The sequence below is a fragment of the Pseudomonas sp. B21-041 genome (assembly GCF_024748675.1).
Lineage (GTDB): Bacteria > Pseudomonadota > Gammaproteobacteria > Pseudomonadales > Pseudomonadaceae > Aquipseudomonas > Aquipseudomonas neuropathica.
On record NZ_CP087175.1, the window covers coordinates 904,702 to 929,260 of the forward strand.

22 protein-coding genes are annotated in these 24,559 nt (G+C 58.0%); 17 read left to right on the forward strand and 5 right to left on the reverse strand.

Annotation, left to right across the window (positions count from 1 at the left end; genetic code table 11):
• Nucleotides 1–27 precede the first annotated feature (27 nt).
• Nucleotides 28–1,722: a lactate permease LctP family transporter gene (locus tag LOY43_RS03845; RefSeq protein WP_258709238.1), complete on the reverse strand. Its 1,695-nt coding sequence runs from the start codon at nt 1,720–1,722 to the stop codon at nt 28–30.
• A 262-nt stretch (nt 1,723–1,984) separates the two neighbouring features.
• Between LOY43_RS03845 and LOY43_RS03850 the strand changes: the two genes are divergently transcribed.
• Nucleotides 1,985–2,752, forward strand: coding sequence for an FCD domain-containing protein (locus LOY43_RS03850; RefSeq protein WP_007915207.1), 768 nt, complete (start codon nt 1,985–1,987; stop codon nt 2,750–2,752).
• Between the two features lie 103 nt (nt 2,753–2,855).
• Here the strand turns inward: LOY43_RS03850 and smpB are convergent, their stop codons facing one another.
• Nucleotides 2,856–3,338 (reverse strand): SsrA-binding protein SmpB, encoded by a 483-nt coding sequence (gene smpB, locus LOY43_RS03855; RefSeq protein ID WP_007915208.1) that lies wholly within the window; start codon nt 3,336–3,338, stop codon nt 2,856–2,858.
• 119 nt (nt 3,339–3,457) lie between these two features.
• On the opposite strand from smpB, the gene LOY43_RS03860 reads away from it, so the two are divergent.
• Genes LOY43_RS03860 through LOY43_RS03870 form a run of 3 tightly spaced genes read left to right on the forward strand, consistent with a single transcriptional unit; the run spans nt 3,458 to nt 5,610 of the window.
• Nucleotides 3,458–4,861: a sodium-dependent transporter gene (locus LOY43_RS03860; protein WP_093435729.1), complete on the forward strand. Its 1,404-nt coding sequence runs from the start codon at nt 3,458–3,460 to the stop codon at nt 4,859–4,861.
• A 7-nt stretch (nt 4,862–4,868) separates the two neighbouring features.
• Nucleotides 4,869–5,303 carry a type II toxin-antitoxin system RatA family toxin gene (locus tag LOY43_RS03865; RefSeq protein ID WP_003221509.1) on the forward strand — a complete coding sequence of 145 codons (435 nt, stop codon included), beginning with the start codon at nt 4,869–4,871 and terminating at the stop codon, nt 5,301–5,303.
• Nucleotides 5,296–5,610, forward strand: a complete 315-nt coding sequence (locus tag LOY43_RS03870) for an RnfH family protein (RefSeq protein ID WP_095049704.1) — start codon at nt 5,296–5,298, stop codon at nt 5,608–5,610. The genes LOY43_RS03865 and LOY43_RS03870 overlap by 8 nt, the downstream gene beginning before the upstream one ends.
• Nucleotides 5,611–5,670: 60 nt before the next feature.
• On the opposite strand, the gene LOY43_RS03875 is transcribed toward LOY43_RS03870, so the two are convergent.
• Nucleotides 5,671–6,198 carry an outer membrane protein assembly factor BamE gene (locus LOY43_RS03875; protein WP_095049705.1) on the reverse strand — a complete coding sequence of 176 codons (528 nt, stop codon included), beginning with the start codon at nt 6,196–6,198 and terminating at the stop codon, nt 5,671–5,673.
• A 97-nt stretch (nt 6,199–6,295) separates the two neighbouring features.
• On the opposite strand from LOY43_RS03875, the gene fur reads away from it, so the two are divergent.
• Nucleotides 6,296–6,700 carry a ferric iron uptake transcriptional regulator gene (gene fur / locus LOY43_RS03880; protein WP_003221515.1) on the forward strand — a complete coding sequence of 135 codons (405 nt, stop codon included), beginning with the start codon at nt 6,296–6,298 and terminating at the stop codon, nt 6,698–6,700.
• Nucleotides 6,701–6,775: 75 nt separating this feature from the next.
• Here the strand turns inward: fur and recN are convergent, their stop codons facing one another.
• Nucleotides 6,776–8,449: a DNA repair protein RecN gene (recN, locus tag LOY43_RS03885; RefSeq protein WP_095049706.1), complete on the reverse strand. Its 1,674-nt coding sequence runs from the start codon at nt 8,447–8,449 to the stop codon at nt 6,776–6,778.
• Between the two features lie 240 nt (nt 8,450–8,689).
• On the opposite strand from recN, the gene grpE reads away from it, so the two are divergent.
• The 8 genes from grpE to LOY43_RS03925 all read left to right on the forward strand — a co-directional run bounded on the left by grpE (nt 8,690) and on the right by LOY43_RS03925 (nt 19,160).
• Nucleotides 8,690–9,256 (forward strand): nucleotide exchange factor GrpE, encoded by a 567-nt coding sequence (grpE, locus tag LOY43_RS03890; protein ID WP_007915219.1) that lies wholly within the window; start codon nt 8,690–8,692, stop codon nt 9,254–9,256.
• Nucleotides 9,257–9,358: 102 nt separating this feature from the next.
• Nucleotides 9,359–11,275 carry a molecular chaperone DnaK gene (gene dnaK / locus LOY43_RS03895; RefSeq protein WP_007915221.1) on the forward strand — a complete coding sequence of 639 codons (1,917 nt, stop codon included), beginning with the start codon at nt 9,359–9,361 and terminating at the stop codon, nt 11,273–11,275.
• A 297-nt stretch (nt 11,276–11,572) separates the two neighbouring features.
• A complete protein-coding gene (gene dnaJ / locus LOY43_RS03900) occupies nt 11,573–12,697 on the forward strand; it encodes a molecular chaperone DnaJ (protein WP_016986506.1) in 1,125 nt (374 codons plus the stop codon).
• 9 nt (nt 12,698–12,706) lie between these two features.
• The gene (dapB, locus tag LOY43_RS03905) at nt 12,707–13,513 is read left to right on the forward strand and encodes a 4-hydroxy-tetrahydrodipicolinate reductase (protein ID WP_095049709.1); all 807 of its coding nucleotides are present in this window, start codon (nt 12,707–12,709) and stop codon (nt 13,511–13,513) included.
• Nucleotides 13,514–13,770: 257 nt separating this feature from the next.
• Nucleotides 13,771–14,907, forward strand: a complete 1,137-nt coding sequence (gene carA / locus LOY43_RS03910) for a glutamine-hydrolyzing carbamoyl-phosphate synthase small subunit (RefSeq protein ID WP_007915228.1) — start codon at nt 13,771–13,773, stop codon at nt 14,905–14,907.
• Between the two features lie 125 nt (nt 14,908–15,032).
• Nucleotides 15,033–18,254, forward strand: coding sequence for a carbamoyl-phosphate synthase large subunit (carB, locus tag LOY43_RS03915; protein ID WP_007915231.1), 3,222 nt, complete (start codon nt 15,033–15,035; stop codon nt 18,252–18,254).
• Complete coding sequence (gene greA / locus LOY43_RS03920) at nt 18,251–18,727, forward strand: transcription elongation factor GreA (RefSeq protein WP_003221530.1); 477 nt, start codon at nt 18,251–18,253, stop codon at nt 18,725–18,727. Before carB ends, greA begins: the two co-directional genes overlap by 4 nt.
• 28 nt (nt 18,728–18,755) lie before the next feature.
• The gene (locus LOY43_RS03925) at nt 18,756–19,160 is read left to right on the forward strand and encodes an MFS transporter (protein ID WP_095049710.1); all 405 of its coding nucleotides are present in this window, start codon (nt 18,756–18,758) and stop codon (nt 19,158–19,160) included.
• Between the two features lie 9 nt (nt 19,161–19,169).
• Here the strand turns inward: LOY43_RS03925 and LOY43_RS03930 are convergent, their stop codons facing one another.
• Nucleotides 19,170–19,478, reverse strand: a complete 309-nt coding sequence (locus LOY43_RS03930; RefSeq protein ID WP_003221534.1) for a YhbY family RNA-binding protein — start codon at nt 19,476–19,478, stop codon at nt 19,170–19,172.
• Between the two features lie 101 nt (nt 19,479–19,579).
• Here LOY43_RS03930 and rlmE point away from each other — a divergent pair, with 101 nt between their 5' ends.
• The 4 genes from rlmE (at nt 19,580) to glmM (ending at nt 24,533) form a co-directional block, all read left to right on the forward strand.
• Entirely contained in the window at nt 19,580–20,209 is a 630-nt protein-coding gene (gene rlmE, locus LOY43_RS03935) for a 23S rRNA (uridine(2552)-2'-O)-methyltransferase RlmE (protein WP_007915237.1), read from the forward strand.
• A 202-nt stretch (nt 20,210–20,411) separates the two neighbouring features.
• On the forward strand, nt 20,412–22,319 hold the full coding sequence (ftsH, locus tag LOY43_RS03940; protein WP_095049711.1) for an ATP-dependent zinc metalloprotease FtsH: 1,908 nt from the start codon (nt 20,412–20,414) through the stop codon (nt 22,317–22,319).
• An 8-nt stretch (nt 22,320–22,327) separates the two neighbouring features.
• Nucleotides 22,328–23,179 (forward strand): dihydropteroate synthase, encoded by an 852-nt coding sequence (gene folP / locus LOY43_RS03945; RefSeq protein ID WP_258709239.1) that lies wholly within the window; start codon nt 22,328–22,330, stop codon nt 23,177–23,179.
• Nucleotides 23,180–23,195: 16 nt separating this feature from the next.
• On the forward strand, nt 23,196–24,533 hold the full coding sequence (glmM, locus tag LOY43_RS03950) for a phosphoglucosamine mutase (protein ID WP_064119464.1): 1,338 nt from the start codon (nt 23,196–23,198) through the stop codon (nt 24,531–24,533).
• Nucleotides 24,534–24,559 lie beyond the last annotated feature (26 nt).

The following is a 24,559-nucleotide window of genomic DNA, read 5'->3' on the forward strand; positions in this document are numbered from 1 at the left end:
TCGGTTTTTTCCATGCTTCTTGTAGGTTTAGTGCACCAGCATGCCGGTGAACCAGTAGGCCTGAGCCAAGGTGATCAGACCGACAATCGTTGCAAAGAATAGGCTGTGCTTGAGGGTGAAGCGGAACAGATCCGATTCCTTGCCCACCAGTCCGGTCGCGGCGCAAGCCACGGCGATCGATTGTGGCGAGATCATCTTGCCGGTCACGCCGCCGCTGGTGTTCGCTGCCACCAGCAGGGTGTCGTTGACGCCGATCTGGTGAGCGGTGGTCGCCTGCAGCGAGCTGAACAGGGCGTTGGATGAAGTATCCGAACCGGTGAGGAATACGCCCAGCCAGCCGAGGAATGGCGAGAAGAACGGGAACGCTGCGCCCGTACCGGCCAGCACCAGCGCCATGGTCGAAGACATGCCGGAGTAGTTGGTGACGAAGGCGAACGCCAGCACCATGCCGATCGACAGGATTGGCCAGCGCAGTTCGTAGAAGGTCTCTTTCAAAGTGGTCAGACCAGTTTTGAAATTGATCTTCAAGACCAGCATCGAGATCAGCGCGGAGAAGAAAATCGCCGTGCCGGTCGCGGAAATCGGATCGAGTTTGAACACCGCTGGAATGGCAGTCGGGACGGCTACGATCGGTGCGGTTTTGATCACTAATTGATCAAGGTGTGGGATCGCGAAGTTGAACACCCAGCTGTACATCGAACCGCCAGCGGCGAACATCGCCTTGAAAGGCTTCAGCGTCCAGATCGTTACCAGCACGGTGAGGATCAGGAACGGTGACCAGGCTTTGAAAATTTCCCCGAGGCTGTAAGGCGACGCCACGGTGGTGCGCTTCTGGCCGAAACCGCCGACGCTGGCGGTGATCGCTGCGCTCGACGTGGCGCCGGCGATTTGCGCGCCTGCGGTGCGTTTTGGCTGCCAGATTTTCAGGAACAGGGTCAGCGATATCAGGCTGGCCAGCGCCGAGGTGATGTCCGGCAATTCTGGCCCAATGAAGTTCGAGGTGAAGTATTGGGTGATGGCGAAGCTCAGGCCCGCAACCAACGCCGCTGGCCAAGTTTCACGTACGCCGCGCAGGCCGTCCATCATGAACACCAGCCAGAACGGCACGAACAGCGACAGCAGCGGCAGTTGGCGACCGGTCATGGCGCCGATCTTGAACGCGTCGATACCGGTGACTTGGCCGGCGACGATGATCGGGATCCCCAGTGCACCGAACGCTACCGGTGCGGTGTTGGCGATCAGGCACAGGCCAGCGGCGTACAGGGGGTTGAAGCCCAGTCCGACCAGCAACGCGGCAGTAATCGCCACGGGTGCGCCGAAACCGGCGGCACCTTCCAGGAACGCTCCGAAGCAGAAACCGATCAGCAGCACTTGCAGGCGCTGGTCGTCAGTAATCGATAACACCGAGCTGCGAATGACCTCGAACTGACCACTTTTGACCGTCAGTTTGTAGAGGAACACCGCCGCGACAATGATCCAGGCAATCGGCCACAGGCCGTAGGCGAAGCCATACCCGGCAGCGGCGAAGGCCATGTCGACCGGCATGTGGAACGCGAAGATCGCCACGGCAATCGACAGGCCGAGGGTGATGCTCCCGGCCACATGGCCTTTGAGGCGGAACACCGCCAATGCGAGGAAAAAGAACACGATGGGAATGACGGCCGCGAGTGCGGACACGCCGAGACTGCCGAGCGGGCTGTAGAGCTGTTGCCAGGTTTGCATATGAGGTGGCCCCTAATTGTTGTTGGTCAGGCACTGTCAGCGTTCTTGGATAATTGGTAAGACCAATTTACAATCGCTGTTGGCTAGGGTAAAAGCCTTGGTGTCGGTGTGTCAATTTGTCGCCCTGAAACTTTTGTCGAACAAGCGGTGCAGATCGCATCTGATCTGGTTTGCGCAAGTGGTGTCTGGTAGGTGTCGGCAAGGCGCCGATAGGCCAGAATAGAGAGCCCGGCGAGCGGTCGGGATCGTGGAGAAATGAGTTATGGGGTTTGATCAGATACGTCAGCGCCGTTTGTCTGACGATATTGTCGAGCGACTTGAGGGGATGATCCTTGAGGGCACACTGAAGTCCGGCGAACGGCTGCCGGCGGAGCGCACGCTCGCCGAACAATTTGGCGTATCACGGCCGTCGCTGCGCGAAGCGATTCAGAAACTTGCGGCCAAGGGGTTGCTGGTCAGTCGTCAGGGTGGCGGCAACTATGTGGTGGAAAGTCTGGGTTCGACGTTCAGTGATCCGCTGTTGCAGCTGCTTGAAAGCAACCCCGAGGCACAACGCGATCTACTGGAGTTTCGGCATACTTTGGAGGCATCGTGCGCCTATTACGCCGCATTGCGCGCCACCGATGTCGATCGTGAGCGGCTGACCGCCGCGTTTGAAGAGCTGCAGGACTGCTATTCGCGTCACGATGAAGTCAGCCGGGCGGAGGAGGGCGCGGCGGATGCGAAATTCCACCTGGCGATTGCTGAAGCCAGTCATAACGCGGTGTTGCTGCACACCATTCGTGGCTTGTTTGATCTGCTCAAGCGTAACGTCGTTACCAACATCGGCGGCATGTATAAGCAGCGCACGGAAACCCGCGACATGCTGATCACCCAGCATCGGGAATTGTATCTGGCGATTATTGAAGGTCGCGCGGAGCAGGCGCGAGAAGTCTCCAGCCGACATATCTTGTATGTGCAGGAAGTGCTGGAAGAGGTGCGGCAAGAGGTTCAGCGCATGGCCCGGGCGGAGCGGCGCAAGGGGATGTGATTTTCAAAGCAAAAGATCGCAGCCTGCGACAGCGCCTACATTGGAATATGTATTCCCCTGTAGGCGCTGTCGCAGGCCGCGATCTTTGCTTTCGGGGGGAAGACTAGTCTTCCTTGCCCTTGTTGCGCACCGCGCGCTGCAATTCACGACCAGCATCGCGCTCGCGCTCGGTATCACGCTTGTCGTATTCCTTCTTGCCCTTGCCCAGAGCAATTTCGCACTTGACCATGTGCTTGCTCCAGTACCAGGACAGGCAGACGCAGGCGTAACCCTTTTGCTGCACAGCGGCGGCGAGCTTTTCCAGCTCGCGGCGGTTGAGCAGCAATTTGCGTGTGCGCACCGGGTCAGCGATGACGTGGGTACTTGCGGTCATCAGAGGCGTGATGTGGCTGCCGAGCAACCATGCTTCGCCATCCTTGAGCAGAACGTAGCTGTCGACCAGCTGTAGCTTGCTTGCCCGCAGACTTTTTACTTCCCAGCCGGCCAGGACCAGACCAGCCTCGAACTTGTGCTCGATGAAGTAATCGTGTCGCGCCTTTTTGTTCTGCGCGATGGTCCCTGTTGGGTGTTTCTTCTGTTTAGCCATAGGGGCGGCATTATATGGAGATAAACCGCCGTCGGCTACGGTGATGCTGCGTGCTTGAGCAGGTTGAGTGAATCCCGGACAATGCGGCCTCTTTTTCTAACGCTTGGGCGTGATAAACGATGTCGACAGACAAGGTTTCTGTCCACGGCAGTTGGGCTAGCCGCTGGGTATTCATACTCGCCGCGACCGGTTCGGCCGTGGGACTGGGTAGTATCTGGAAGTTCCCCTACATGGTCGGGGTCTACGGCGGCGGCGCCTTTGTGCTGATGTTTCTGGCGTGCATCGCGCTGATCGGCATCCCGGTCATGCTCGCTGAAACCCTGATCGGCCGGCGCGCCCGCCAGAGTCCGGCGAACGCCTTGAAGGTGCTGGCACTGGAAGCCGGGCACTCGGGCAAATGGTCGTGGGGCGCATTTGCCGGGATGATCACGGCATTGTTGATCCTGTCTTTCTATAGTGTGGTCGGCGGCTGGTCGCTCGACTACATTGTCGATATGGGTCGCGGCGACTTCCAGGGCGCCACAGCCGATCAAGTCGGCGCTTATTTCGGCAATGTCATCTCCAATCCATGGCGTCTGACACTTTGGCATACGATTTTCATGCTGCTGTCGGCATTCGTCATCGCCAAGGGGGTGGTCGCCGGGCTTGAGCGCAGCCTGCGCATCATGATGCCGCTGCTGTTCGTGATGATTCTGGTGTTGCTGGGTTACAGCATGACCACCGGGCATTTCATGGAAGGCGTGCATTTCATGTTCGACTTCCACCCGGAAAAAGTCCTCGACGGCTTGTTGCCGGCCATGGGGCACGCGTTCTTCTCGCTGAGCGTCGGTGTCGGTTCGATCATGATCTACGGTGCTTATATGCCGAAGAGTTCATCGTTGTCGGGCACCGTTGTCGGCGTGGCACTGCTCGATACCTTTGTTTCGCTGATCGCCGGTCTGGCCTTGTTCCCGATTGTATTTGCCGGAGGCCTGAACCCTAGCGAAGGGCCGGGGCTGATGTTCGTCAGTCTGCCATTTGCCTTTGGTAACGTGGCGTTCGGTCAGTTGATGGGCGTGGTGTTCTTTGTGCTGGTGGCGATCGCTGCTTGGAGTTCGGCGATCTCCCTTCTGGAGCCGATGGTTGCCTATCTGGTTGAGCGGACCAAAGTCAGCCGCGCGTGGGTGACTTTCTGGCTTGCCTTCACTTGCTGGTTCGTCGGTCTGGGCACGGTGTTCTCCTTCAATATCTGGAAGGAAGCCAAATTTTTCGTGAACGAAGGCGGGATGTTCCATCTCTACCAATGGGGTGCGCAGAGCGGTCTGGACTTCTTTGGTGTGATCGATTTCTTCACCTCACGGATCATGCTGCCGCTCGGTGGCCTGTGTTTCGTGCTGTTTGCCGGATGGGTGATGGGGCGTGAAGCGGTACGCGACGAGTTGTCGATCCGCAATCCGCTACTGTTCGCCCTGTCTTTGTTCTTGATGCGCTACGTGGCGCCCATCGGCATTCTTGTAGTGTTTGCCGCTCAGCTCTGGAAGTAACGCTCACATGACGACACATATTCAACGATCGGCGTTGCTGCCGTACCCGGCGCAATTTCTCTATGACTTGGTCAACGACGTGGCGCGCTACCCGGAATTTCTGCCGTGGTGCTCCTCGGCGGAAGTGCTGGAAAGCTCGCCGGAGCATATGCGCGCCAGTGTTGGCGTAGCCAAGGGCGGGCTCAGTCAGCATTTCGTGACGCGTAATACGCTGGTGCCGGGGCAGTCGATTGAAATGAACCTGGAAGAAGGCCCGTTCAATCAGTTGCACGGCGTCTGGGTGTTCAAGGCTTTGAACGAGAAGGCCTGCAAGATCAGTCTGGATCTGTCGTTCGATTACGCCGGGCCGCTAGTGCGCGCGACGTTGGGGCCGCTGTTCAATCAGGCTGCGAATACGCTAGTGGACGCGTTCTGCCAGCGCGCCAAGCAGATGCATGGTTGAGCCGGTGATCGAGATAGAGGTGGTATACGCGGCCGTGGATCGTCAGGTATTGCGCTCATTCAGCGTCAATGAAGGCGCGACGGTGCGGGCTGCGGTGCTTGCATCGGGTATCGCTAGCGAGTTTCCCGAGTTGAATCTGGCGGAGTGCCCGCTGGGCATCTTTGGCAAAGTGGTTGCTGACCCGGACTCGCGGGTTATTCAGGCAGGGGAGCGCATCGAGATTTATCGCCCATTGCTTGCCGATCCGAAAGAGGTTCGACGCTTGCGAGCAGCCAAGGCTGCCGAAGCCAAGGCTCGAAACGCGTAAAAAGCCAAATTGCAGGCAATAAAAAACCCGGAATTTCCGGGTTTTTTATTGCCTCGCCAATTATTGCGGCGAGGTGTCCAGCGGCTCAGGTGTCGGAACCGGAACGGTTTCCACACCATCGACGTCCTTCTGGATCTGATCCAGCAAGGAACCTGGCTTGACCGGTTTTTCCGGTTCTGGCTTCTCGGCGTTTTCAGCAGGAGCAGACACGGTCGTGCCACTGTCCTTGCCGAGAATGGCTTCGTCACGGCTTACGCCCGGCATAAAGTCACCGGACAGGCTGACAAGCTGGTCGTTTGAGTTGAAAATAACGCTGATGCGTTCCTGTTGGCGTTCACCGCCACCCGGTTGCAGGCTGTACAGATAATCCCAGCGATCGGCATGGAACGTGTCGACAAGCAGAGGGTTACCCATGATAAACCGTACTTGCGGCCGGGTCATTCCCGGGCGTAACTGGTCTATCATGTCCTGCGTGACGACATTGCCCTGCTGGATGTCGATTTTGTAAACCCCGGGGAATGAACAACCGGCGAGTGCGAGCAGTCCCACAAAGGTGAAACTGGTTAGCAAGAGCTTGGTGTTTTGCATCGGTGGGCGACTTCCACTATCTTGGCTGGGACAACGTAAACGCCGATCATACCCGCATTAAGAGAAGCTGCGAAGCAGCATCGCGAGAAAGCTGACCATGGTTGAAAATAGCGAACTACGCAAAGCCGGCCTCAAAGTGACCCTGCCACGGGTCAAGATCCTGCAAATGCTCGACTCCACCGAGCAGCGTCACATGAGTGCCGAGGACGTCTACAAGGCGTTGATGGAAGCTGGCGAGGACGTCGGTCTGGCCACGGTTTACCGTGTTCTGACCCAGTTCGAAGCGGCTGGCCTCGTGGTCCGTCACAACTTCGACGGCGGCCATGCGGTATTCGAATTGGCCGACGGTGGCCACCACGACCATATGGTCAACGTGGAAACCGGTGAAGTCGTCGAATTCGTCAGCCCGGAAATCGAAAAGCTCCAGAAGGCAATTGCCGAGGAGCACGGTGTTGATCTGGTAGATCACAATCTGGTGCTGTACGTGCGCAAGAAAAAGTAAGCATGTCGCGCGAATTTCACATTCGCGAAACGAACGAAGGCGACCCAAGGGTCGCCTTCGTGCTTTCTGTCATTGCTAAACCTTGGCAGTGACCACCATTTTTTTCGCGTGGGCCAGGGATTCCTTGGTCAGATCGATGCCGCCGAGCATCCGTGCCACTTCTTCTATACGGTCATTCTTGCTTAGTTTGGAAACGGCAGTGTGCGTCGCCTCTTCACCGCGCACCTTGTGCACGAACAGATGCTGATGGCCTTGCGCGGCCACTTGCGGCAAGTGCGTGACAGTCAGTACCTGGCCGCGATCGCCGAGACGGCGCAACAGTTGGCCGACAATTTCTGCGGTCGGGCCACCGATGCCGACGTCCACTTCGTCGAATACCAGCGTCGGAACACGGGATGTCTGTGCGGTGATGACCTGAATCGCCAGGCTGATCCGTGACAGCTCACCGCCGGAAGCGACTTTCGCCAGCGCCTTCAGCGGCTGGCCCGGGTTGGCGCTGACCAGCAATTCGACCTGCTCCAGCCCGTTGGGCAATAACTCGTCGCTGCTGTTGGCCTTCAATTCGATGGTGAATCGTCCCCCCGGCATGCCCAGTCGCTGAATTTCCTGCTCAACAGCACTGGCGAGACTGCCGGCAGCCTGATGACGCAAATCGCTCAGTTCTCGGGCTTTCTCCTGATAGTGGCGGGCGTAGGAGGCCAGTTCTTCACCCAGGCGCTCAATGGATTCGTCATTGGCGTTGAGGGTTTCGATCTCATCCAGCAGTTTCTGCTGCATTTCGCCGACTTCGGTGGGTTGAATCCGGTGTTTGCGCGCCAGGGTATAAATAGCGTCGAGACGTTCTTCCAGATATTGCAGGCGCGCCGGATCGGCATCGAAGTTATCGAGGAAGCGATTGAGTTCGCCAACGGCTTCTTCGACCTGAATCTGTGCGCTGGTGAGCAAACTGCTTGCTTCGCCCAATGCGCCAACGGAATTGTTCACGCTCGAAAGGCGATTAAGGCTGGCGGTCAGTGCATTCAATACATTGCCGGAATCGCTTTCGCTGCATTGTTCGACCACTTGCCGACAAATGCCCAGCAAGGTTTCGGCGTTGGTCAGGTTTTTGTGTTCCTGCTCCAGTTGCTCCAGCTCGTTATCACCGAGGCCGAGGTTTTCCAGCTCTTCAAGCTGATAGCTCAGCAATTGATGGCGTGCGCGTTGTTCGTCGCCAGAATTGGAGAGGCGCTCCAGCTCCTGGCGAGTCTGGCGCCAGCGCTGGGCGGCGAGCTGAACCTGGCGGGCCAGGTCGGTAGCGCCGGCGTACTCGTCCAGCAAGCGGCGGTGAGTATCGGTTTTCAGCAGGGACTGGTGTTCATGCTGGCTGTGGATATCGATCAACAACTCGCCCAATGACTTGAGGTCGCCGAGCGGGCAGGGAGTGCCGTTGATGTAGCCGCGTGAACGACCTTCGGAGGTGATCACCCGGCGCAGAATGCACGGGCCGTCGGTCTCCAGGTCACGCTCGGCCAGCCACGTGCTGGCTTCAGGAATGTCAGCCAGATCGAAGGTCGCAAGGATATCGGCCTTGTCGGCGCCGGGACGAACCACACCGCTGTCGGCGCGATCGCCGAGGGTCAGGCCCAGTGCGTCGAGCATGATCGACTTGCCGGCGCCGGTTTCACCCGTGATCACGCTCATCCCGCGATCAAGTTCGAGATCGAGATGTTCAACGATGGCGTAGTTATGTACGGACAGGTGCACCAGCATAAAGGCCGCTCCCAAGCTAAAGGTCTGGTTATTTATACAGTGTTTTGTTTCGCGCTGACAATGCCCTCCCTTAGCTCGATTTGCTTGAACCACAAATCTGCTTAGTGCATCGAGGAATGAGGATTCGGCACTTTTTTGTAGGGTTAATGTTTGAAGGCCCTTGAAGCCTGATTTTGCGGCCCCATATATCGGGGCAGAAGCGCGAGTCAGGCTCGCGGACGAAATTGAAAGGAGAACTCTATGGCTGACGAACAGACAGTAGATACGCAAAACCCAGAAGCCAATCAGGCGCCCGAAGGTTCGGGTGATGACCTGGCGACCCGTGTACAAGTGCTCGAAGAGCAATTGGCCGCCGCGCAGGATCAATCTCTGCGTGTTGCTGCTGATCTGCAGAACGTCCGTCGCCGTGCCGAGCAGGACGTCGAGAAGGCGCACAAGTTTGCCCTGGAAAAATTTGCCGGCGACCTGTTGCCGATCGTCGACAGCCTGGAGCGCGGCCTCGAGCTGTCGAACCCGGACGACGAAAGCATTCGTCCGATGCGCGAAGGCATCGAGCTGACGCTGAAAATGTTCCACGACACCCTCAAGCGTTATCAGCTGGAAGCGATCGATCCGCACGGCGAACCGTTCAACGCCGTTCAGCATCAAGCGATGGCCATGCAAGAAAGCGCCGACGTAGAACCGAACAGCGTTCTGAAGGTGTTCCAGAAGGGCTACCAGCTCAACGGTCGCCTGCTGCGTCCGGCCATGGTTGTGGTCAGCAAGGCGCCTGCGCCAATTTCGCCTTCGATTGACGAGAAGGCTTGAAATTAGCCGCAAGGCCCCCATTTAGAAGTCAAGCGTTTAAGTATTACCGCAGTCAGCCACCACTGCTGCGGCAAAAAAATCCAAAGTTTCGGGAGAGTTAACATGGGCAAAATTATCGGTATCGACCTGGGGACCACCAACTCCTGCGTCTCCGTGCTGGAAAACGGCAAAGCAAAAGTTATTGAAAACGCTGAAGGCGCGCGTACCACGCCGTCGATCATCGCTTACGCCAACGATGGCGAAATCCTGGTAGGTCAGTCGGCCAAGCGTCAGGCTGTGACCAACCCGCACAACACCCTGTACGCAGTAAAGCGTCTGATCGGTCGTCGTTTCGACGAAGAAGTTGTGCAGAAAGACATCCAGATGGTCCCTTACAAGATCGTCAAGGCTGACAACAACGACGCCTGGGTTGAAGTGAACGGCCAGAAAATGGCGCCGCCACAAATCTCGGCTGAAATCCTGAAAAAGATGAAGAAGACCGCCGAAGACTATCTCGGCGAGACCGTGACCGAAGCGGTGATCACCGTTCCGGCCTACTTCAACGACAGTCAGCGTCAGGCGACCAAAGACGCCGGCCGCATCGCGGGTCTGGACGTAAAGCGCATCATCAACGAACCGACCGCAGCTGCTTTGGCTTACGGTATGGACAAGGCTAAGGGCGATCACACCGTGATCGTTTATGACCTGGGTGGCGGTACTTTCGACGTTTCCGTGATCGAGATCGCTGAAGTTGATGGCGAGCACCAGTTCGAAGTTCTGGCCACCAACGGTGACACGTTCCTCGGCGGTGAAGACTTCGACATTCGTCTGATCGACTACCTCGTTGACGAATTCAAGAAAGAAAGCGGCATGAACCTCAAAGGTGACCCGCTGGCCATGCAGCGCCTGAAAGAAGCCGCTGAGAAAGCCAAGATCGAGCTGTCGTCCGCTCAGTCGACCGACGTCAACCTGCCGTACATCACTGCAGACGCGACCGGTCCTAAGCACCTGAACGTGAAGATCTCGCGTGCCAAGCTCGAAGCACTGGTTGAAGACCTGGTTCAGCGCACCATCGAACCTTGCCGTATCGCCATGAAAGACGCCGGTCTGGACGTTGGCGCGATCAACGACGTGATTCTGGTCGGTGGTCAGACCCGTATGCCGCTGGTACAGAAGCTGGTTACCGATTTCTTCGGTAAAGAAGCTCGTAAAGACGTTAACCCGGACGAAGCGGTTGCCATGGGTGCTGCGATTCAGGGCGCCGTTCTGGCTGGTGACGTGAAAGACGTTCTGCTGCTCGACGTTAGCCCGCTGACCCTGGGTATCGAAACCATGGGTGGCGTGATGACCGCGCTGATCGAGAAAAACACCACGATTCCTACCAAGAAATCGCAAGTGTTCTCGACTGCCGACGACAACCAGGGCGCTGTGACCATTCACGTGCTGCAGGGCGAGCGTAAGCAAGCCACTCAGAACAAGTCCCTGGGCAAGTTCGACCTGGCCGACATTCCACCTGCTCCACGTGGCGTGCCGCAGATCGAAGTGACCTTCGACATCGACGCTAACGGCATCCTGCACGTTGGTGCGAAAGACAAGGCTACCGGCAAGACCCAGTCGATCGTGATCAAGGCCAACTCCGGTCTGTCCGACGAAGAAATCGAGCGCATGGTGCGTGACGCCGAAGCCAACGCTGAGGAAGACCGCAAGTTCGAAGAGCTGGCCGCTGCCCGTAACCAGGGTGACGCACTGGTTCACTCGACGCGCAAAATGATTGCTGACGCGGGCGACAAAGTCACCGCCGAAGAGAAGACTGCGATCGAGGCTGCTGTGGTTGCTCTGGAAGCCGCTGTCAAAGGCGACGACAAGGCCGCTATCGAAGCCAAGGTTGAAGAGCTGTCGAAAGTCTCCGCTCCGGTTGCTCAGAAGATGTACGCCGAACAGGCGCAGCCAGCTGATGGCGCAGCCCCGCAAGGCGAATCGGCTGAGAAGGCTGACGACGTTGTCGATGCAGAGTTCGAAGAAGTCAAAGACCACAAGTAAGTTGTTGGTCGGCCGGTTGACTGCCTTTAGGCAGTGACTGGTAGGATGTCGCCGCGCGGGAGCTAGCTCCCGCGTTGGCGTATCTGGAATACGCGAATTTTTACAGCATGCGACAAGGTTCGGATGTTGGCGGTATGGCCGGGAATGCTCCTGCTTTTCGCGCCGCAAGTACCGCAAGAAACAAAGACCAGGATCGTTGAATTGACGTGAGTTGGGTCCGGGCCTGTATTGGGGCTCAACGAGTTTGGCCATCCTCAGGAGGGGTTTGCCGAACGTCCTCAAGAGTGCAGAAGACTTATGGCAAAGCGTGACTATTACGAAGTGTTGGGTGTTGAGCGCGGCTCAAGCGATGCGGACCTGAAGAAGGCTTACCGTCGTCTGGCGATGAAGCACCACCCGGACCGTAATCCCGATGACAAAGCGTCGGAAGAAATGTTCAAAGAGGCCAACGAGGCCTATGAAGTGCTGTCCGACTCGAGCAAGCGTGCGGCGTACGATCAGTACGGCCATGCCGGCGTCGACCCGAGCATGGGTGGCGGTGGCGCCGGTTTCGGCGGTCAGAACTTCTCGGACATCTTTGGTGATGTTTTCAGTGATTTCTTCGGTGGCGGTCGCGGTGGTTCCCGTGGCGGCGCTCAGCGTGGCAGCGACTTGCGCTACACCCTGGAGCTGAATCTGGAAGAAGCGGTGCGCGGCACGTCGGTGAATATCCGCGTTCCGACACTGGTCAACTGCAAGCCGTGCGATGGTTCCGGCGCTAAGAAAGGCTCGTCGCCATCGACCTGCCCGACCTGCGGCGGCATCGGTCAGGTGCGCATGCAGCAGGGCTTCTTCTCGGTGCAGCAAACCTGCCCGCGTTGCCATGGCCAGGGCAAGATCATTTCTGATCCGTGCGACTCCTGCCACGGTGACGGCCGTGTTGAAGAGTACAAAACCCTGTCGGTCAAAGTGCCGGCTGGCGTCGATACCGGTGACCGCATTCGCCTGTCCGGCGAAGGCGAAGCGGGTACGCAGGGCGGCCCGACGGGCGACCTGTATGTGGTTATCAATGTCCGCGAGCACGACATCTTCCAGCGCGATGGCAAGCATCTGTTCTGCGAAGTGCCGATCAGCTTCGTTGATGCGGCGCTGGGCGGCGAGCTGGAAATTCCGACCCTCGACGGTCGCGTCAAACTGAAAATCCCTGAAGGCACCCAGACCGGCAAGCAGTTCCGCGTACGCGGTAAAGGCGTGGCGCCGGTACGTGGCGGCGGTGCGGGCGATTTGATGTGCCGCGTTGCGGTGGAAACTCCGGTCAATCTGAATCGTCGTCAGCGCGAACTGCTGGAAGAATTCCGCAGCTCGCTGGCCGACGACAATAGCCACTCGCCGAAAACCACCGGTTGGTTCGACGGTGTGAAGCGCTTCTTCGGCGATCTGTAAGGAGTCGGCATGCGACGTATAGCTGTGATGGGCGCTGCTGGGCGCATGGGTAAGATTCTGGTCGAGGCCGTGCAGCAGCGCGCGCCGCTGACCGGTTTGACCGCCGCCGTGGTTCGTCCTGGCAGCACGCTGATCGGCGTCGATGCGGGGGAGCTGGCCTCGCTGGGGCGTATCGGTGTGCCGCTGTCCGGGCATATCGAAGCTGTGGCTGAAGAGTTCGATGTGTTGATCGACTTCACGCTGCCGGAAGTGATGCTGAAAAACCTCGCGTTCTGCCGCAAGGCCGGCAAGGCCATGGTCATTGGCACCACCGGGCTGGACGCGGCGCAGAAGCAGTTGCTGGCCGACGCGGGCAAAGATATTCCGATCGTGTTCGCGGCCAACTTCAGTGTCGGTGTCAATCTGTCGCTGAAACTGCTCGACATGGCGGCGCGCGTGCTGGGTGATGAGGCGGATATCGAAATCATCGAAGCCCATCACCGGCACAAGATCGATGCGCCGTCGGGTACGGCGTTGCGCATGGGTGAAGTGATTGCCAGTGCGCTTGATCGTGATTTACAGAAAGTCGCGGTGTACGGTCGTGAGGGTCATACCGGCGCTCGTGAGCGTGAAACCATCGGCTTCGCCACCGTGCGTGGTGGTGATGTGGTGGGTGATCACACCGTGTTGTTCGCCTGCGAAGGTGAGCGCCTGGAGATCACGCACAAGGCGTCTAGCCGTATGACGTTCGCCAAGGGCGCGGTGCGTGCCGCGCTGTGGCTGGACGGTCGCGAGCCGGGTCTGTATGACATGCAAGACGTGCTTGACCTGCGTTGATACACTGCTGAACCCGGCGCAAACGCCCTGTTTGCGCTGGTTTTTCTCCGCTCGGCGACGACCTGTCGCATTCTCCGGCCTTTTAGGCTCTTTAGCGGTGGACCAAAAAAGCCTTTTTCTGTAAGCTACAGCTTTAGTGTGTCCACTAAAAGCGCGCAGAATAATTCAGTGAAGAAGCGGGGTGACGTGTCCATACGTCACTCCGCTTTTTTACAACCTGCGATCGCCCTTTCATGCGTTATTTACGGGAGGTCTTCTTGACTAAGCCAGCCATACTTGCCCTTGCTGATGGCAGCATTTTTCGCGGCGAAGCCATTGGTGCCGACGGTCAAACCGTTGGTGAGGTGGTGTTCAACACCGCAATGACCGGCTATCAGGAAATCCTTACCGATCCTTCCTACGCCCAACAGATCGTTACCCTGACTTACCCGCACATCGGCAACACCGGCACCACGCCGGAAGATGCCGAGTCCGACCGCGTCTGGTCCGCTGGCCTGGTCATTCGTGACCTGCCGCTGGTAGCGAGCAACTGGCGTAACACGATGTCCCTGTCCGACTACCTGAAAGCCAACAACGTTGTGGCAATCGCCGGTATCGACACCCGTCGCCTGACCCGCATCTTGCGTGAAAAAGGCGCACAGAACGGCTGCATCATGGCCGGCGACAACATCTCCGAAGAAGCGGCCATCGCCGCTGCGCAAGGCTTCCCGGGCCTGAAAGGCATGGATCTGGCGAAAGTCGTCAGCACCAAGACTCAATACGAGTGGCGCTCGACTGTCTGGGATCTGAAAACCGACAGCCACGCGACCATCGACGCTTCCGAGCTGCCTTACCACGTGGTTGCCTACGACTACGGCGTCAAGGTCAACATCCTGCGCATGCTGGTTGAGCGCGGCTGCCGCGTCACCGTCGTACCTGCGCAGACGCCTGCCGCTGATGTGCTGGCACTGAAGCCGGACGGCGTGTTCCTGTCCAACGGCCCTGGTGATCCAGAGCCATGCGACTACGCGATCAAGGCGATCAAGGAAGTGCTGGAAACCGAAATTCCGGTATTCGGCATCTGCCTCGGTCACCAACTGCTGGCTCTGGCCTCCGGCGCCAAGACCCTGAAAATGGGCCACGGCCACCACGGTGCCAACCACCCGGTGCAGGATCTGGACACTGGCGTCGTGATGATCACCAGCCAGAACCACGGTTTTGCGGTAGACGAAGAAACCCTGCCAGCCAACGTGCGTGCGATCCACAAATCGCTGTTCGACGGCACCCTGCAAGGCATCGAGCGCACCGACAAGAGCGCGTTCAGCTTCCAGGGCCACCCTGAAGCGAGCCCGGGCCCGAACGATGTCGCGCCACTGTTCGACCGCTTCATCAACGAGATGGCCAAGCGACGCTAAGCGTTCGCCTTGAGACTGTAGAGAGAAGCCCTCGAGGGCGGCCCCGACACCGGCGGCCCCCTCGGGACTTCAGAAATCGATCAAGACGGCTTGCCGACTGACCTGCGGATTTGAGTGACAAACCCATGCCAAAACGTACAGACATTAAAAGCATCCTGATTCTCGGCGCTGGCCCGATCGTTATCGGCCAGGCCTGCGAATTCGACTACTCCGGCGCCCAGGCCTGTAAAGCCCTGCGCGAAGAGGGTTACCGCGTCATCCTGGTGAACTCCAACCCGGCCACCATCATGACCGACCCGGACATGGCCGACGCGACCTACATCGAGCCGATCAAGTGGCAGACCGTTGCCAAGATCATCGAAAAAGAACGCCCGGACGCCGTGCTGCCAACCATGGGCGGCCAGACTGCTCTGAACTGCGCCCTGGATCTGGAGCGCGAAGGCGTTCTGGAGAAGTTCGGTGTGGAAATGATCGGCGCCAACGCTGACACCATCGACAAGGCTGAAGACCGTTCGCGTTTCGACAAGGCGATGAAGTCCATCGGCCTGGCGTGCCCGCGTTCCGGTATCGCCCACAGCATGGAAGAAGCCAACGCGGTTCTCGAAACCCTGGGTTTCCCGTGCATCATCCGTCCGTCCTTCACCATGGGCGGCACCGGTGGCGGAATCGCGTACAACCGTGAAGAGTTCGAAGAAATCTGCGCCCGTGGTCTGGACCTGTCGCCGACCAAAGAGCTGCTGATCGACGAATCGCTGATCGGCTGGAAAGAATATGAAATGGAAGTTGTCCGCGACAAAAAGGACAACTGCATCATCGTCTGCTCGATCGAAAACTTCGACCCGATGGGCGTGCACACCGGTGACTCGATCACCGTTGCTCCAGCACAAACCCTGACCGACAAGGAATACCAGATCCTGCGTAACGCCTCCCTGGCGGTACTGCGCGAGATCGGCGTCGAGACTGGCGGCTCCAACGTGCAATTCGGTATCTGCCCGAACACTGGCCGTATGGTCGTGATCGAAATGAACCCGCGCGTATCGCGTTCCTCGGCACTGGCTTCGAAAGCCACCGGTTTCCCGATCGCCAAAGTCGCGGCCAAACTGGCTGTGGGTTACACCCTCGACGAACTGTCGAACGACATCACCGGCGGCAAGACCCCGGCGTCCTTCGAACCGTCGATCGACTACGTCGTCACCAAGCTGCCACGTTTCGCCTTCGAGAAATTCGCCAAGGCTGACGCACGCCTGACCACGCAAATGAAGTCGGTTGGTGAAGTCATGGCCATCGGCCGTACCTTCCAGGAATCCCTGCAGAAAGCCCTGCGCGGTCTGGAAGTCGGCGTTTGCGGTCTGGACGAGAAGCTCGACCTGAGCAACCCGGAAAGCATGAGCGTGCTCAAGCGCGAACTGACCGTGCCGGGCGCCGAGCGTATCTGGTACGTGGCAGACGCTTTCCGCGCTGGCCTGTCGGTCGAAGACATCTTCGGCATGAACATGATCGACCCGTGGTTCCTGGTGCAGATCGAAGATCTGATCAAGGAAGAAGAGAAGGTCAAGACCCTCGGTCTGTCCGCTATCGACCGCGACCTGATGTTCAAGCTCAAGCGTAAAGGCTTCTCCGATCAGCGTCTGGCCAAACTGTTGGGCGTGACCGAGAAGAACCTGCGTACTCATCGCCAGAAGCTGGAAGTGTTCCCGGTCTACAAGCGCGTTGACACCTGCGCCGCCGAGTTCGCCACTGACACCGCTTACCTCTACTCCACCTACGAGGAAGAGTGCGAAGCTGCGCCGTCGGGTCGCGACAAGATCATGATTCTGGGCGGTGGTCCGAACCGTATCGGCCAGGGCATCGAGTTCGACTACTGCTGCGTTCACGCTGCTCTCGCCCTGCGCGAAGACGGCTACGAAACCATCATGGTCAACTGCAACCCGGAAACCGTTTCCACCGACTACGACACTTCCGACCGTCTGTACTTCGAACCGGTAACTCTGGAAGACGTGCTGGAAATCTGCCGCGTCGAGAAGCCGAAAGGCGTGATCGTCCAGTACGGCGGTCAGACTCCGCTGAAACTGGCTCGTGCCCTGGAAGCCGCTGGCGTGCCGATCATCGGCACCAGCCCGGACGCCATCGACCGCGCTGAAGACCGTGAGCGTTTCCAGCAAATGGTTGAGCGCCTGAACCTGCGTCAGCCGCCAAACGCCACCGTGCGCAGCGAAGACGAAGCTGTTCGTGCTGCCGCGAAGATCGGTTATCCGCTGGTGGTGCGCCCGTCTTATGTACTGGGCGGCCGTGCGATGGAAATCGTTTACAAGGAAGACGAGCTCAAGCGTTACCTGCGTGACGCGGTGCAAGTGTCCAACGACAGCCCTGTGCTGCTCGACCACTTCCTCAACTGCGCCATCGAAATGGACGTGGATGCGGTCTGTGACGGCAAAGATGTGGTGATCGGCGCGATCATGCAGCACATCGAACAGGCTGGCGTTCACTCCGGTGACTCCGCGTGCTCGCTGCCGCCGTACTCGCTGCCGGCGCACATCCAGGACGAGATGCGCGAACAGGTCAAGAAAATGGCTCTGGAACTGGGCGTTGTCGGCCTGATGAACGTGCAGTTGGCGCTGCAAGGCGAAGACATCTACGTCATCGAAGTCAACCCGCGCGCTTCCCGTACCGTACCGTTCGTGTCGAAGTGCATCGGTGTCTCCCTGGCGATGATCGCTGCCCGCGTGATGGCCGGTAAGACCCTGAAAGAAATCGGCTTCACCAAAGAAATCATCCCGAACTTCTACAGCGTGAAAGAGGCGGTGTTCCCGTTCGCCAAATTCCCTGGCGTTGACCCGATTCTCGGCCCAGAGATGAAGTCGACCGGTGAAGTGATGGGCGTCGGCGACACCTTCGGTGAAGCATTCGCCAAAGCCCAGATGGGCGCCAGCGAAGTGCTGCCGACCGGCGGCACTGCGTTCATCAGCGTGCGTGACGACGACAAGCCACTGGTTGCAGGCGTGGCCCGCGATCTGATCAACTTGGGCTTCGAAGTGGTAGCCACTGCCGGCACTGCCAAGCTGATCGAGGCCGCAGGTCTGAAAGTGCGCCGTGTGAACAAAGTGACCGAGGGTCGTCCGCACGTGGTCGACATGATCAAGAATGACGAAGTCACCCTGATCATCAACACCACTGAAGGTCGTCAGTCGATCGCTGATTCGTACTCCATTCGTCGTAATGCCTTGCAGCACAAGATTTACTGCACAACCACTATTGCTGCTGGCGAAGCTATCTGTGAAGCGCTGAAGTTCGGTCCTGAAAAAACCGTGCGCCGCTTGCAGGATCTACACGCAGGATTGAAGGCATGATCAAATACCCAATGACCGTCCAGGGCGCCAAAGCCCTGGAAGAAGAACACGCTCACCTGACCAAGGTCGTCCGTCCGAAGCTCAGCCAGGACATTGGTACGGCTCGCGAGTTGGGTGACTTGAAGGAAAACGCTGAATACCATGCTGCCCGCGAACAGCAAGGCATGGTCGAGGCGCGGATTCGTGATATCGAAGGCCGGATTCAGAATCAGGTCATCATCGATGTCACGACCATTCCGCATACTGGCAAAGTGATTTTCGGTACCACCGTCGAAATCGCCAACGTCGAGACTGACGAAAGCGTCACTTACCACATCGTGGGTGAGGATGAGGCTGACTTCAAACTTGGCAAGATTTCGGTCGGCTCGCCTTTGGCCCGTGCCTTGATTGGCAAGGAAGAGGGCGATGTGGTCGCCGTGAAAACGCCAAGCGGCGTGATCGAGTACGAGATTGTCGAAGTCCGTCACATCTGAAAAAGGGCGCCCGCTGCATGCGGGCGCCATGCTTTGGCAGCTGACCCAGATGCTTTGGGTTGGCGGTCTATGGCTGATTCATCTCGGTTTGCAGCCGGCGTTGGGCAAGATTGGCTTGGCACCGCTGCTGATCGATGAGGTGGCCAGTGCATTCGAAGTGCTGGTGGTGGGATTCGCCGCCGCATGCGTGATCTTTCAGGCGCTGGTGCTGGTTCAAGCTGAGGGTCTTGCCAGTCTATGGCGGGATTTTCGCGGGCAGGTGTTGCTGATGGCGTTGTATGCGTGTGCGATGTTTGTCGCAGTGCGTGTCGGCTGGCCGGATGCGCAGCGCTGGCAGGTCTTCAGTTATCTGGTTCTGGGCTTTTCCGGGCTGGTGCTGGTGATGCAGCCGGTGCCGGGATGGAGTGGCAGGGTGCGCGAAGCACACCCTTGACCCTTGTCATCACTTGAAGCGATGAACGTTCGACAGCTGCTTGTTGACGCTGAAGTTCTTGCGGTAAACCAGTGCCATCTTGCCGATGACCTGTACCAGGTCCGCTTTGCCGACCTTGCACAGTTCTGCGATATGCGCCAGGCGCGACTCGCGATCGAGGATGTTGAGCTTGATCTTGATCAGCTCGTGGTCCGCCAAAGCGCGTTCAAGTTCGGCTAAAACACCTTCAGTCAAACCGTTGTCAGCCACCGTCAAAACCGGTTTCAGGTGGTGGCCAATGGATTTGTACTGTTTCTTCTGCTCTGGAGTGAGCGGCATAATCTGACCCTTTCGTCTGGATTCTGTAAAATGGCGGCCATTTTACCCGAGGGCTCGTGGATCCGCCCAATTAATCACGACCCTAATCATCGAGGTGCCCAATGGCGCGTTCCAAGACAAGCCTTGGTTGGCTGAAACGACATGTCAACGATCCCTATGTGAAGCAAGCACAGAAGGATGGCTACCGCTCGCGTGCGAGTTACAAACTTCTGGAGATCCAGGAGAAATACAAGCTGATCCGTCCCGGTATGAGCGTTGTCGACCTGGGTGCGGCGCCCGGTGGCTGGTCGCAGGTGACTAGCCGGCTGATCGGTGGTCAGGGACGTCTGATCGCCTCGGACATCCTGGAAATGGACAGCATTCCGGACGTGACTTTCATTCAGGGCGATTTCACCGAGGACGAAGTGCTCGGGCGGATTCTAGAAGCCGTGGGTAATTCGCAGGTGGACCTTGTGATTTCCGATATGGCCCCCAATATGAGTGGTACGCCTGAAGTGGATATGCCCAAAGCCATGTTTCTTTGCGAGCTGGCGCTTGATCTGGCCGAACGGATACTCAAGCCGGGTGGAAATTTTGTGATCAAGATTTTTCAGGGCGAAGGGTTTGATGTTTACCTGAAGGACGCCCGCAAAAAGTTCGACAAGATCCAGATGATCAAGCCGGACTCCTCTCGTGGCAGCTCCCGCGAGCAATACATGCTGGCTTGGGGTTATCGCGGGCGTAGCGAGTAAAACGAGGTTTTTGTGCAGGGTGATAGGTTTTTAGTATTTCGCCCGGCGAGCATTAACGAATATTGTGTAGAAAGTGTTTCACAAAGGGTTACAGACGGCGCCTGCCAGAGTCGTAGGTAATGTAGTAAGTTAGGCCGGTGAATATCATGCGAAGCGCGCGCCAGTAGCGGAGCTTGCTTCAGAGGGTAGTTAATTGAACGATATGGCAAAGAATCTGATCCTGTGGTTGATCATCGCGGCTGTCCTGGTGACGGTGATGAACAACTTCTCCAGCCCTAACGAGCCGCAGACCCTCAACTATTCCGACTTCATCCAGCAGGTCAAGGATGGCAAGGTCGAGCGCGTAGCCGTTGATGGTTATGTGATTACCGGCAAGCGCAATGATGGCGATAGCTTCAAGACCATTCGTCCGGCAATCCAGGACAATGGCCTGATCGGCGACCTGGTCGACAACCACGTTGTGGTTGAAGGCAAGCAGCCTGAGCAGCAAAGTATCTGGACTCAGTTGCTGGTGGCCAGCTTCCCGATCCTGGTGATCATCGCGGTGTTCATGTTCTTCATGCGCCAGATGCAGGGCGGTGCCGGTGGCAAGGGCGGACCGATGAGCTTCGGCAAGAGCAAGGCGCGCCTGCTCTCCGAAGATCAGGTGAAAACCACATTGGCTGACGTTGCCGGTTGCGACGAAGCCAAGGAAGAAGTCGGCGAGCTGGTTGAATTCCTCCGTGACCCGGGCAAATTCCAGCGCTTGGGCGGTCGTATTCCTCGCGGTGTGCTGATGGTCGGTCCTCCGGGTACCGGTAAAACCTTGCTGGCCAAGGCGATTGCTGGTGAAGCCAAGGTTCCGTTCTTCACCATTTCCGGTTCTGACTTCGTCGAGATGTTCGTCGGTGTCGGTGCCAGCCGTGTTCGCGACATGTTCGAGCAGGCCAAGAAGCATGCTCCTTGCATCATCTTTATCGACGAAATCGACGCCGTCGGTCGCCATCGTGGCGCCGGCATGGGTGGTGGTCACGATGAGCGTGAGCAGACCCTCAACCAGTTGCTGGTTGAGATGGACGGCTTCGAAATGAACGATGGCATCATTGTTATCGCTGCGACCAACCGCCCAGACGTCCTCGACCCAGCGCTGCTGCGTCCGGGCCGTTTCGACCGTCAGGTTGTCGTTGGTCTGCCAGATATCCGTGGTCGTGAGCAAATCCTCAAAGTACACATGCGCAAAGTGCCAATGGGTGACGACGTCGCTCCGGCCGTTATCGCGCGTGGTACTCCGGGCTTCTCCGGTGCTGACCTGGCTAACCTGGTCAACGAAGCGTCTTTGTTCGCTGCACGTAGCGGCAAGCGCATCGTCGAAATGAAAGAGTTCGAACTGGCCAAAGACAAGATCATGATGGGCGCCGAGCGCAAATCCATGGTCATGTCCGAGAAAGAGAAGCAGAACACCGCTTATCACGAAGCTGGCCACGCCATTGTCGGTCGGGTCGTGCCTGAGCATGATCCGGTCTACAAGGTGTCGATCATTCCACGTGGTCGTGCGCTGGGTGTGACCATGTTCCTACCGGAAGAAGATCGTTACAGTCTGTCCAAGCGTGCGCTGATCAGCCAGATCTGCTCGCTGTACGGTGGCCGTATCGCTGAGGAAATGACCCTCGGTTTCGACGGTGTGACCACCGGCGCTTCCAACGATATTATGCGTGCTAGTCAGATTGCGCGGAACATGGTCACCAAGTGGGGCCTGTCGGAAAAACTCGGTCCGTTGATGTACGCCGAAGAAGAGGGTGAAGTGTTCCTCGGTCGCGGCGGTGGCGGTCAAGCTGCCAGCTTCTCCGGTGAGACAGCCAAGCTGATCGACTCCGAAGTGCGCAGCATCATTGATCAGTGCTACGGCACGGCCAAACAGATTCTGACGGACAACCGTGACAAGCTTGATGCCATGGCTGATGCGTTGATGAAGTATGAAACGATCGATGCTGAACAGATCGACGACATCATGGCGGGTCGTACACCACGCGAGCCACGTGACTGGTCGGGGGGCACTGGTACACCACCACCTCCGGTGGTTCATGACGAGCGTCCGGAAACACCGATTGGCGGTCCGGCTGCTGACGTTTAAGGTTTGAAATGACTTCTGTACAGTCCCTGACCCGGTTGCCTTGCGGCAACCGGGTTCTTGATTTGGCCCAGACGCATGTCATGGGTATTCTCAATGTCACCCCTGATTCTTTCTCCGACGGCGGCCAATACAGCCAGCTCGATGCGGCTTTGCGCCACGCCGAGGCTATGGTTGCAGCGGGTGCGACGCTGATTGATGTCGGTGGCGAGTCCACTCGCCCAGGCGCGCGCGCAGTGTCACCGCTCGAAGAGCTTGAGCGTGTGGCGCCGATCGTCGAGCTGATCAATCGCGAGTTGGATGTGATCATTTCGGTGGACACTTCTACGCCAGCCGTTATGCGCGAAACCGCACGATTGGGTGCCGGGTTGATCAACGATGTGCGGTCACTGCGGCGCGATGGCGCGCTGGATGCGGCGGCGGCTACGGGGTTGCCGGTGTGTCTCATGCATATGCTCGGTGAGCCTGGAGACATGCAGGACAATCCGCAGTATCAGGATGTCACGCGCGAAGTCGGTGATTTTCTAGCCGAGCGCATGGCGCAATGTGCGGCGGCCGGTATTCCTGAGGAGCGGATCATTCTTGACCCGGGTTTCGGTTTCGCCAAAACCCTGCAGCACAACCTAAGCTTGTTCAAGCACATGGAAGCCCTCCATGCCCTGGGCAGGCCTTTGCTTGTCGGTGTTTCCCGAAAAAGCATGATCGGGCAGGCCTTGAATCGTCCTGTCGGCGAGCGGCTGCATGGTGGTCTGGCACTGGTGGCGCTGGCATCGGTGAAGGGGGCGCGTATATTGCGCGTCCATGATGTAGCGGAAACGGTAGACGTGGTGCGCATGATCGCAGCCGTGGAATCAGCCGAATAAGAATGATGGAGCACTTATGAGCAAGAAATACTTTGGTACTGACGGCATTCGTGGTCGAGTCGGTGAATACCCGATTACTCCTGACTTCATGCTCAAGCTCGGCTGGGCTGCCGGCATGGCGTTCCGCAAAATGGGCGCTTGCAAGGTGCTGGTCGGCAAGGACACGCGGATTTCCGGTTATATGTTCGAGTCGGCACTTGAGGCTGGTCTGACATCGGCGGGGGCCGATGTGATGTTGCTGGGTCCTATGCCGACGCCGGCCATTGCCTATCTGTCGCGCACGTTTCAGGCTGAGGCCGGTATCGTGATCAGTGCCTCGCACAATCCGCATGACGATAACGGCATCAAGTTTTTCTCCGGTAAGGGCACCAAGCTGCCAGATGAGCTGGAGTTGATGATCGAGGAGTTGCTCGATACCCCGATGACTGTGGTCGAGTCGAGCAAGATCGGCAAAGTGTCGCGAATCAACGATGCATCAGGTCGCTACATTGAATTCTGCAAGAGCAGTGTGCCAACCGGGACCAGTTTTTCCGGTCTCAAGATCGTTATCGACTGTGCGCACGGTGCGACCTATAAGGTGGCTCCGAGTGTCTTCCGCGAGTTGGGGGCAGAAGTCGTTGTGCTGTCAGCGCAGCCAAACGGTCTGAATATCAATGAAAACTGCGGCTCGACCCATATGGGTCAGTTGCAGGCTGCGGTGCTCGCCGAGCATGCCGACCTGGGTATCGCTTTCGATGGTGATGGTGATCGGGTGCTGATGGTCGATCACACTGGCGCCATCGTCGATGGTGACGAATTGCTGTTTATCATCGCTCGTGATCTGCATGAGCGGGGTAAATTGCAGGGCGGCGTTGTTGGTACCCTGATGAGTAATCTGGGGCTGGAACTCGCGCTGGCGGATCTTTCGATTCCTTTCATTCGTGCCAATGTGGGTGACCGCTACGTGATAGCCGAGTTGCTTGAACGCAACTGGCTGGTCGGCGGAGAAAACTCGGGGCATATCGTTTGCTTCAATCACACCACGACCGGTGATGCGATCATCGCTGCGTTGCAGGTGCTGATGGCGCTGAAGACCCGTAATGAAGGTTTGGCGCAAACCCGCCAGGCATTGCGCAAGTGTCCTCAGGTACTGATCAATGTGCGTTTTGGTGGTGGCGAAAGTCCGCTGGAACACCCGGCTGTCAAGGAGGCCAGTGCGCGCGTCACCCAGGCAATGGCGGGGCGCGGGCGCGTGCTTTTGCGCAAGTCCGGGACAGAGCCTCTGGTGCGCGTAATGGTCGAAGGCGAGGACGAAACCCAGGTTCGCAACTACGCCGAAGAGCTGGCAAAACTGGTAACTGAAGTTTCTGCCTGATACGGCTTGCAAGCCATGATTGTGTT